The following is a 10,000-nucleotide window of genomic DNA, read 5'->3' on the forward strand; positions in this document are numbered from 1 at the left end:
TTATCAGGCACCAACGCTGTACCCATTAAAGGTTGCGGCATTTAACTGCTGGTATTTGCACTGAAAACGGCCCTGATGGGCCGTTTTTCTCTCGCTCAAACCGCCACAGGATAAAGCCAGCTTCACCTTCGGACTATGTATGGCATTAAACCCAAGTTCCATTTTGTTAAAACGTTTGCAGCAAGCTAATCTGGTAGACCCACAAGTCACTGCCCGGATGCTGCAGGAAAAGAGTCATCAATATCAAACCATCGCTGATTTACTGATCGGTGAAAAACTGATCCAGTCTAAAGTGCTGGCAGAGGCTGCTGCATCTTTTACCTTACACAGTTGTATGGATTTAGATTTTTTCGATATCAACGCCATTCCCGAACAACTACGTAATGAAAAACTGATACGCAAGCACCATATTCTACCGCTGAGTAAAAGACATAAGACGTTATTTCTGGCGGTGGTTGACCCCACCGATATGACCTCAGTTGAAGATTTTGAATTTAATACTGGTCTGAATGCCGAAATGGTCGTCGTGGAGTTCGATAAGCTCCACAAAGCAATAGATAAACTCTTTGATACCACAGCCACTGATAGCTTTACCGACACCCAATGGGATTTAGCCAAGATGGGCCTGGCGGGCGGCGAGGAAGAAGACACAAAAACTGTTGGCTCAGACAGTGAAGACCAACCTATCATTACATTTATCAATAAAATGCTGCATGACGCCATTCGTAAAGGCGCATCAGACCTACATTTTGAACCTTACGAAAAAAGCTACCGTATCCGTTTTCGTATCGATGGTATTTTGCACGAAGTAGCCTCACCTCCTGTGGCCTTATCTACCCGCCTTTCTGCACGGCTAAAAGTGATGTCCCGTCTGGATATTGCGGAAAAGCGTGTACCGCAGGATGGCCGAATTAAGCTAAAACTGTCGCAGAAAAAGTCGATCGACTTTCGTGTCAGCACCTTGCCTACCTTGTGGGGCGAAAAAATAGTGATGCGGATCCTGGATTCCGACAGCGCCATGTTGGGAATAGATGTGCTTGGCTATGAAGCGGAGCAAAAGCAACTCTATCTGCAAGCGCTGGCACAACCTCAAGGCATGATTCTGGTAACAGGTCCTACAGGTTCGGGTAAAACTGTATCTCTGTACACCGGTCTGAATATCCTTAATACCGAAGAAACCAATATTTCCACCGCTGAAGACCCAGTCGAAATTAATCTGCCGGGAATCAATCAGGTTCAGGTTAATCCAAGGGCTGGCCTGACATTTCCTTCCGCACTCAAAGCTTTTTTACGGCAGGACCCAGATGTCATTATGGTTGGGGAGATCCGTGATCTGGAGACCGCAGAAATTGCGATTAAAGCCGCCCAAACCGGTCATTTGGTGTTAAGCACTTTGCATACAAACTCAGCACCTGAAACCTTAACCCGACTGCTGAATATGGGAGTACCAGCCTACAACGTTGCCAGTTCAGTCACACTGATTATTGCTCAGCGCCTGGCGCGACGTTTATGCAATCACTGCAAAACAGCTGAACAGATCCCGGAGCAGGAAGCGGTAAGACAAGGCTTTTCTGTCTCTCAACTGCAGCAATTAAAACTGTTTAAACCTGTAGGTTGTGACCATTGCACCGGCGGCTACAAAGGTCGTTTAGGCATTTATGAAGTCATGCCCATTACAGGCCAAATTGCAGCCAAAATTATGGCGGGTGCCAACTCACTGGATATTGCAGCTCAGGCGCAACTTGAAGGTTTTCCAAACTTACGCCAGTCGGCGCTGAAAAAAGCAGCGGCGGGTCTGACCAGCCTTGCCGAAGTGAACAGAGTCACAAACGCTACCGACCATAACACAGGCAAGGACTAACATCATGGCTGAAGTCAAAGTAAAACAGCTGGATATATTCCTCTGGAAAGGTATCAACCGAAGAGGTAAAACCAGCAACGGTGAAATCAGAGCAGGCTCTGTGGCTGAGGCAAAAGCATTACTGCGCCAACAAGGATTTACACCATCTTCAGTCAAGAAAAAAAGCAAACCTCTGGCTTTTACCCAACCTTCGATTAAATCGTCTGACATTTCGGTTGTGACCAGACAAATAGCCACTATGTTAGGCGCTGGTGTGCCTTTAGTACAAAGTATTGATTTAATTGCCAGCGGAGCCAGCAATGAAACCTTACGCCAGTTGATGGCAAAAATCTCGGTCAAAGTGCAGGGCGGAACCCCTCTATCTGAAGTGTTGAGAGAGCATAGGGATTATTTTGATGAGCTGTACTGTGATTTGGTGAAATCCGGTGAACAGTCCGGTGCTTTGGACAGGATTTTTGACCGCATAGCCATATATAAAGAAAAAGCCGAAGCGCTGAAGTCTAAGATAAAAAAAGCTATGTTCTACCCCATAGCTGTCATCGTAGTCGCAGGCATTGTAACCTCTATTTTATTAATTTTTGTGGTACCCCAATTTGCTGAAATTTTTGGCAGCATGGGCGCAGAATTGCCAGCCTTCACTTTGTTTGTACTTGGAATTTCAGAGTTTATGCAGGCTAACTGGTATATAGCTTTGGCTGCGGTGATCTTAAGCGCAGTTGCAGTATCTAAATCCTACAAAAACAATCAGAGTTTTAAAGTTGCCGCAGACCATGGCATTTTAAAGCTGCCTATTGTTGGCATGATTTTAAACAAAGCGGCCGTGGCCCGTTATGCCCGCACTTTGTCGACCACCTTTGCCGCCGGTGTTCCTTTGATTGAAGCTTTAGAGTCAGCGGCGGGCGCCGCAGGTAACGAAAAATACAGAGCCGCCATCTTATCGGTTCGTGAAGAAGTGGCAGCCGGTAACCAGATGCATCTGGCCATGAAAAATACCGCTGCTTTTCCTGAGATGGTGAATCAGATGGTGGCTATTGGTGAAGAGTCAGGCGCGCTGGACAGCATGCTGGCAAAAGTTGCCGCCATTTATGAACAGGAAGTGGATGATGCAGTCGATGGTCTGACTGCTTTACTCGAGCCCTTGATTATGGCCGTGTTAGGTGTCTTAATAGGCGGACTTATTATCGCTATGTATCTTCCGATCTTTCAACTGGGCAGTATTGTGTAATGGATTTTTTCTCTCCCTTAGTGCAGGCATTTCAACAGTCCTCACTAACTTTTTATATAGTTGTCACCGTTTTTGGCCTCGCCGTTGGTAGTTTTCTGAATGTGGTCATTTATCGCTTACCTAAAATGATGGAGCTGGCATGGCAGCAGGACTATCAACAGTACTTCAACCAAGATGCTGAACCACCCAAAACCAAATTTAATCTGGCGTTGCCACATTCACACTGTCCTAAATGCCAGCATCAGCTGTCAGCTTTAGATAATATTCCTATCATCAGCTGGTTGCTGCTGAAAGCTAAATGCCGTTACTGTAAAACTGCTATCAGTGTTCGTTATCCTGCCATTGAAGCATTTACGGGCCTGCTTTCCCTGATGGTCGCCATGCATTTTGGTGTATCAGAACAAACGCTGATTTATCTTTTCGTGACCTGGTGCCTGATTGCCCTGTCTTTTATTGATATAGACAAAATGCTACTGCCGGATCAGATCACCCAACCTTTGCTTTGGTTTGCCCTTTTACTCAGTGTCACAGGTTATACAGTGGCTCCGACGGACTCGCTGATAGGTGCGGCAGCCGGATATCTGAGTTTATGGTCTGTGTTCTGGTTGTTTAAGCTGGTGACAGGCAAAGAAGGCATGGGTTATGGTGATTTTAAACTGCTGGCCATTTTTGGAGCCTTACTCGGCTGGCAGTTATTACCACTGATTATTTTATTGTCTTCAGTCGTAGGCGCTGTGTTTGGATCTCTGATGCTATTGCTGCAGGGGAAAAACAAAGCGACTCCGATTCCTTTTGGGCCTTACATCGCTGCTGCAGGATGGCTTGCCATTTTATGGGGTAAAGATATTACGGCCTGGTATCTGGGGACTATGGGTTTATAAAGAATGAGGCAATCTGTTGTATGTCTGACTATATAGTAGGCCTGACCGGCGGTATAGGCAGCGGCAAAACCACAGTCGCCAATTTGTTTCATGATTTAGGTGTCCAAAGTGTGGATGCCGATTTGGTCGCGCGAGAGGTTGTGATGCCAGGAGAAGCTGCACTTGATGCCATAGTGCAGCATTTTGGTCAGTCAATACTACATAATGACGGACGACTGGATCGCGCTGCACTCAGAGCCAGGATATTTACTGATGATACAGAAAAGCAGTGGCTGAACCAGTTGTTGCACCCGCTCATTCGGCAGCGTTTACTGCAGCAACTCCGGATGTGCACCACAAGTTATGCGCTGTTAATCGCGCCGTTGTTACTGGAAAACAAACTACAGGTTTACACCGACAGAGTACTGGTCGTAGATATACCACCAGAACTTCAACTCAGCCGCACAGTGCAAAGAGATCAGGTGCCTGCTGAGCAAGTACAAAACATTCTGAACAGCCAACTTCCCAGAGCGGAGCGTCTGGCATTGGCAGACGACATTCTGTTGAATACGGTGCAACTTTCTCAGCTTAAGCCTCAGGTCGAGCAACTACATCAGCGTTATCAGCAGTTTGCTAAGGAAAAACTAGCAAAAATCTGAACTTAGGTTTATCGTAATGAACATTGTTAACAAATGTTTCAGTTATGACCTCAATCATTTACGAACATCCGCTGAACGAAAAAGTAAGGACCTATTTAAGGGTTGAATACTTATTTCAGCAGGTTACTAAGTTGCTGCCGCTGGAAACAGAATGGCAGCAGCAAGGTTTTTTTACGTCGTTGTTTTCGTTGATTGAGGTTTTAGAGCGTAACGATGTTCGTCCGGATCTGATTAAAGACGTAGAGCGCTGCGAATCGGCATTGGTCAATTGGTCACGTCATCCGTCAATTTCTGATGATATGTTGCAAAGCATGTTGCAAAAAGCTGTGCGATTGCAAAGCGACCTACTACGTTGTGGCAAGTTTGCCGCCAGCCTGAAAGAAGACAAATTCCTCGCCCCATTGCGACAGCGTTTTTTTATCCCCGGAGGCACTTGCTACTTTGATTTGCCTCAACTGCAATACTGGTATTCTCAACCATTAGTTCAACGCAAAAAGTCCGCTCAAGACTGGCTGGACCAATTGTTTTTGGTTGAAACAGCCATCTCTTACGTACTGACCTTTATTCGTGAACGCGGACAATTTCAGTCCCTAGTTGCCGAAAATGGCTTTTTCCAAAGTAATACTGAACAATTTGAACTGCTACGTATCGACTATTCGATGGAATACCAAAGCTACCCAACCATTAGTGGCAACAGATACAGGTACGCGATACGTTTTATGCAGCTCTGTGATAGTCTGGGTCGCACCACTATAGATAAAGCTATTCCCTTTAAACTCGCTTGTTGTTAAGCCATTCTGCTGATGCCTTCTCATTCGAGACAGGCGAGGATAAAGCACCGCCCCACTATTTGCTCGCCTGAAATCTGCAGACTGCGGTACACTAGCGCACTTTTGAATTTGCTTCCGGAGTACGCCTTATGGCCACTATCGTCAAATGCCCTACCTGCCAGAAAGATGTCGTATGGGGTCCAGAGTCTGCTTTCAGGCCTTTTTGTTCTGACCGTTGCCGTTTAATAGATTTGGGCGCCTGGGCCAATGAAGAACACAAAATACCGGATAAAGGCCGTGCCGACTTACCACTGTCTGAGCAGCAGTTAGAACAGTTAGAGAATGAGTTACTTGAGCAGGATAACGAGTTCTTTAAATAATCCCCGTCGTACTTGAAGCCGCAGCTTTGTTGACTGCGTGCTCTCGCCCCAGTCACATAGACAACTATGCTCCTGGGGTCTCGCTCACTTGTCGTCGCGCTGCAACTCCAATTACTTAGGGGATAGAATAAAAAATTGCCTGGAGCAATGTTTAACAACGCGAAGCGTTGGCCCTTTAGGGAGAGCGCCATGGATGGTGGCGAATAAAAAGGGCGCTATCAGCGCCCAAATTCAGTAAGAAGTTTATCTAGAATCGGCTGATTGGCATCAGGAAACTGATACTGGTTAAGCTCCGACAAAGGCACCCAGCGCACAGGTTGTCCTTCCAGACCTTTAGCTTCGCCGTTAAACTGCTGCACCAGATGAATATCCAGTAACACTGTCTTTTCGGGATAGGCATACTGCAGTTCAAACCATGGGCTTGACGCTGCAATATCCAGATCCACTTCTTCTTTCAGTTCACGTGCTAATGCTTGTGCTGTCGTTTCACCAGCTTCCACTTTGCCGCCAGGAAACTCCCAGCGACCGCCCTGATGCAATTTGTCAGGACGCAACGCCAACAGCACTTGCTGGTCTTTTAAAATGACACCTACTGCGACATGAACCACTTTCAGCGTCATGACTTAAACCAACTTACCGTGACACTGCTTGTACTTTTTGCCCGAGCCACAAGGACAAAGATCGTTACGGCCTATCTTCTCAGCGTCGCGGAACACAGGTGCAGGGCCAGCTTTAGGTACGTCAGAAGCTACCTGTTCCATCTCTTCATGCTGGAACTGCATTTCAGTGCTTTCAGCTTTACGGCGTTGTTCTTCTACAGCTTCTACATCTTCGGCCGCACGGATCTGCACCCTGGACAATACACCAATAACATCCAGTTTCAGGTTATCCAGCATAGTGGAGAACAACTCAAAAGCTTCACGCTTGTACTCCTGCTTTGGATTTTTTTGTGCATACCCACGCAGGTTAATACCCTGACGTAAGTGATCCATTGCAGCTAAATGCTCTTTCCAGTGCGTATCTAAGCTCTGCAGCATCACTGATTTTTCAAACTGACGTAGTACTGAAGAACCCACCATCTGCTCTTTCAGCTCGTAAGTTTTGTCTACCACTTCATGGATTTGTTCACGCAACTTTTCTTCAAACAGTTTTTTGTCATCAGCTAACCACTTGGCGATAGGCATATCTATGGCGAAATCCGCCCGGAAACGAGCTTCTAAGCCCGGAATATCCCACATTTCATCCAGTGACTGCGGTGGAATGTATTGATCCAGCACAGAGGCAACCACGTCGTAGCGAATTGCTTTAATGGTTTCGGAGATATCAGAAGCATCCATCAGCTCGTTACGCTGCTCGTACACCACTTTGCGCTGATCATTGGCTACGTCATCAAATTCCAGTAGCTGCTTACGAATATCAAAGTTACGTGCTTCAACTTTGCGTTGCGCGTTTTCGATAGCACGGCTGACCCAAGGGTGCTCAATGGCTTCACCTGGTTCCATGCCAAGTTTACGCATCATGCCAGCCATACGGTCTGAGGCAAAAATGCGCATCAATGCATCATCTAAAGACAAATAGAAACGAGATGAACCCGGATCGCCCTGACGGCCTGAACGACCACGTAACTGGTTGTCGATGCGGCGAGATTCATGACGTTCAGTACCTATGATATGTAAACCACCGGATTCAATCACTGCGTCATGACGTTGTTGCCATTCAGCTCTCACTTTAGCAATTTGTTCTTCGCTCGCGTCAGCACCTAAAGCAGCCAGTTCGGCCTGTAAGTTACCGCCTAATACGATGTCAGTACCACGACCTGCCATGTTGGTAGCGATAGTCACAGTACCGGGTTGACCAGCCTGAGCAATAATTTGTGCTTCGTTGGCATGGAACTTAGCATTTAACACTTGATGCGGTATTTTCGCTTCATGCAGCAATTTAGATAGATATTCAGAGCTTTCAATCGAAGCAGTACCGACCAGAATAGGCCGTTTCAGTGCACGGTTTTCTTCAATATCTTTGATAATGGCCTGATACTTCTCCTCTACCGTCAAATAAACCAGATCGGACATATCTTTCCGAACCATAGGTCTGTTGGTTGGAATGACGATAGTTTCCAGGCCGTAAATAGACTGGAATTCAAAAGCTTCAGTATCAGCGGTACCAGTCATGCCAGCCAGTTTGTCATACAAGCGGAACAGGTTCTGGAAGGTGATTGAGGCTAGGGTCTGGTTTTCGTGATTAATACGAACACCTTCTTTGGCTTCAATGGCCTGATGTAAACCTTCAGACCAGCGACGGCCTTCCATAGTACGCCCGGTATGTTCATCGACAATGACGATTTCGTTGTCTTTGATCACATAGTCCACATCTTTCTTAAACAGGTTGTGTGCACGTAAGGCGGCATAAGTGTGGTGCAGCAATGTGATATTAGCAGCAGAGAATAAAGAGTCACCCGGCTGAATTAAACCCAACTCCTGCAGAATCTCTTCGACACGGATCTGACCACGTTCTGTCAGATAAATTTGTTTGGCTTTTTCGTCTATGGTGAAGTGACCATCACCCATAGCGCCTTCTTCGTCTTCCTTCTCCTGTTTGACCAATTGAGGCACTACAGTATTGATCACGCGGTACAGCTCAGAACTGTCCTCTGCCTGGCCAGAAATGATCAACGGGGTACGGGCTTCGTCTATTAAAATTGAATCCACTTCATCGATGATGGCATAGGCTAAGTGACGTTGCACACGCTCAATTGCCGAAAATGCCATGTTGTCACGCAGATAGTCAAAACCAAATTCGTTGTTGGTACCGTAGGTGATATCGGCATTGTAAGCAGCTTGCTTGTCTAAATGCCCCATACCCGGCACGTTCACACCCACAGTCAGGCCTAAAAAGTCAAACAAAGGCGCGTTGGTTTCAGCATCACGACGGGCTAAGTAATCGTTCACTGTGATCACGTGCACAGCCTGGCCACTTAACGCATTTAAGTAGGCAGGCAAAGTTGCAGTTAAAGTTTTACCTTCACCTGTGCGCATCTCTGAAATTTTGCCCTGGTGCAGCACAATACCGCCGATCAGCTGTACATCAAAGTGACGCATTTTGAAAATACGTTTACTGGCTTCGCGCACTGTGGCAAAAGCTTCTGGCAATAAATCGTCCAGCGTAGCGCCATCGGCATAACGTTGCTTAAATTCAGCAGTTTTTAATTTGAGTTCTTCATCAGATAAGGCAACAAAAGCGGGTTCCATGCCATTAATCAGCTCAACCGTTTTTTTCAATTTCTTTAAATAACGATCATTACGGCTACCAATTAATTTGGCGAAAAATTTTCCAAACATTTTATTAATACCACTTCTTGGTTAAGACTCGTTCCGAGTCCGGCCTGAGCCTTATTTCTTATTGGATACGGCGATTGACAAACATCATAGGGTCAATAGGTTGACCATTTTTCAGAACTTCATAATGCACGTGTGGACCTGTTGAACGGCCTGTATTGCCCATAATGGCAATTTCCTGGCCTTTGGTCACCATCTGTCCAACCTGAACAGTGGTTGCCTGAGCATGAGCATACCGGGTGCGATAACCATCACTATGCTCAATTTCAACCATTTTACCGTAACCAAAACGTTCACCAGCCCAGGTTACGATGCCACCTGCTGTTGCAAAAATCGAATCGCCTTCTTTACCTGCAAAATCGACCCCGCGGTGAATAGCGGGCTCTCCGCTAAAGGGGTCGCTGCGCACGCCAAAGCTGGAAGACAAGTAACCGCTTAATACAGGGCGGCCGGAAAGCTGGACACTTTTTCCTATATGGTGATTCAGGTCCAAAGATTCAAGCATGGCAAAGCGGGTTTGTTCGGACTGCAGATTCTGCTCAAGCTCGTTAAGCTGTAGCAGTACAGAATTGAGTTCAGCCAGGCTGATTTCAGTTGACGTCTGCGCTGGTCCCCCCATAGCCGGGTTATCATGCAGATTAAATTCTTCAGTCGACAAGTTGGCGGCGTCTATTAATCGCTCTCCGACCATATTTAATCGGTTCACCTGAGCTTGTAGTGTCGCGACTTTGGCGGTTAATGCGGCCAACTGATTTTCAGCACGGCGACGAATATCGGCTATTTCTTCAGTTTCGGCAGCACGGCTCAACTGAACTTTCTCCAGTTCCGCGTTACCTTGTTGAAATAAATTGGAAAAAGCCACACCAGCGCCAGAGGCGATACAAAACAATAACAGGGCCGTGACTGTCAG

The 10,000-nt window shown here is 46.5% G+C and carries 9 protein-coding genes; 6 read left to right on the forward strand and 3 right to left on the reverse strand.

Features of this window, described 5'->3' with window-relative positions:
- The first annotated feature begins 139 nt into the window (after positions 1-139).
- From pilB to yacG, 6 genes are all read left to right on the forward strand, one after another.
- Positions 140-1,861: a type IV-A pilus assembly ATPase PilB gene (gene pilB / locus LDL40_RS04850; RefSeq protein WP_300994030.1), complete on the forward strand. Its 1,722-nt coding sequence runs from the start codon at positions 140-142 to the stop codon at positions 1,859-1,861.
- 4 nt (positions 1,862-1,865) lie between these two features.
- Positions 1,866-3,086: a type II secretion system F family protein gene (locus LDL40_RS04855; protein ID WP_300994031.1), complete on the forward strand. Its 1,221-nt coding sequence runs from the start codon at positions 1,866-1,868 to the stop codon at positions 3,084-3,086.
- The gene (locus tag LDL40_RS04860) at positions 3,086-3,967 is read left to right on the forward strand and encodes an A24 family peptidase (RefSeq protein WP_300994032.1); all 882 of its coding nucleotides are present in this window, start codon (positions 3,086-3,088) and stop codon (positions 3,965-3,967) included. The genes LDL40_RS04855 and LDL40_RS04860 overlap by 1 nt, the downstream gene beginning before the upstream one ends.
- A gap of 20 nt (positions 3,968-3,987) precedes the next feature.
- Positions 3,988-4,605, forward strand: coding sequence for a dephospho-CoA kinase (coaE, locus tag LDL40_RS04865; RefSeq protein ID WP_300994033.1), 618 nt, complete (start codon positions 3,988-3,990; stop codon positions 4,603-4,605).
- Between the two features lie 44 nt (positions 4,606-4,649).
- The gene (zapD, locus tag LDL40_RS04870) at positions 4,650-5,396 is read left to right on the forward strand and encodes a cell division protein ZapD (protein WP_300994034.1); all 747 of its coding nucleotides are present in this window, start codon (positions 4,650-4,652) and stop codon (positions 5,394-5,396) included.
- A 128-nt stretch (positions 5,397-5,524) separates the two neighbouring features.
- On the forward strand, positions 5,525-5,755 hold the full coding sequence (gene yacG / locus LDL40_RS04875; protein ID WP_300994035.1) for a DNA gyrase inhibitor YacG: 231 nt from the start codon (positions 5,525-5,527) through the stop codon (positions 5,753-5,755).
- Between the two features lie 218 nt (positions 5,756-5,973).
- On the opposite strand, the gene mutT is transcribed toward yacG, so the two are convergent.
- The 3 genes from mutT to LDL40_RS04890 form a co-directional block, all read right to left on the reverse strand.
- A complete protein-coding gene (gene mutT, locus LDL40_RS04880; RefSeq protein WP_300994036.1) occupies positions 5,974-6,375 on the reverse strand; it encodes an 8-oxo-dGTP diphosphatase MutT in 402 nt (133 codons plus the stop codon).
- 3 nt (positions 6,376-6,378) lie between these two features.
- Positions 6,379-9,093 carry a preprotein translocase subunit SecA gene (secA, locus tag LDL40_RS04885; RefSeq protein ID WP_300994037.1) on the reverse strand — a complete coding sequence of 905 codons (2,715 nt, stop codon included), beginning with the start codon at positions 9,091-9,093 and terminating at the stop codon, positions 6,379-6,381.
- Positions 9,094-9,151: 58 nt separating this feature from the next.
- A partial coding sequence (locus LDL40_RS04890; protein WP_300994038.1) for a M23 family metallopeptidase occupies positions 9,152-10,000 on the reverse strand: 849 nt, incomplete at its 5' end.

It is taken from the genome of Rheinheimera sp. (genome assembly GCF_020217005.1).
Taxonomy (GTDB): Bacteria; Pseudomonadota; Gammaproteobacteria; order Enterobacterales; family Alteromonadaceae; genus Pararheinheimera.

Excerpts from the sequence above, each read along its gene's own strand:
- LDL40_RS04860 (WP_300994032.1), top strand. The coding sequence starts at position 3,086 with ATGGATTTTTTCTCTCCCTTAGTGCAGGCATTTCAACAGTCCTCACTA.
- coaE (WP_300994033.1), top strand. The coding sequence starts at position 3,988 with ATGTCTGACTATATAGTAGGCCTGACCGGCGGTATAGGCAGCGGCAAA.
- mutT (WP_300994036.1), bottom strand. The coding sequence starts at position 6,375 with ATGACGCTGAAAGTGGTTCATGTCGCAGTAGGTGTCATTTTAAAAGAC.
- pilB (WP_300994030.1), top strand. The coding sequence starts at position 140 with ATGGCATTAAACCCAAGTTCCATTTTGTTAAAACGTTTGCAGCAAGCT.
- secA (WP_300994037.1), bottom strand. The coding sequence starts at position 9,093 with ATGTTTGGAAAATTTTTCGCCAAATTAATTGGTAGCCGTAATGATCGT.
- LDL40_RS04855 (WP_300994031.1), top strand. The coding sequence starts at position 1,866 with ATGGCTGAAGTCAAAGTAAAACAGCTGGATATATTCCTCTGGAAAGGT.
- yacG (WP_300994035.1), top strand. The coding sequence starts at position 5,525 with ATGGCCACTATCGTCAAATGCCCTACCTGCCAGAAAGATGTCGTATGG.
- zapD (WP_300994034.1), top strand. The coding sequence starts at position 4,650 with ATGACCTCAATCATTTACGAACATCCGCTGAACGAAAAAGTAAGGACC.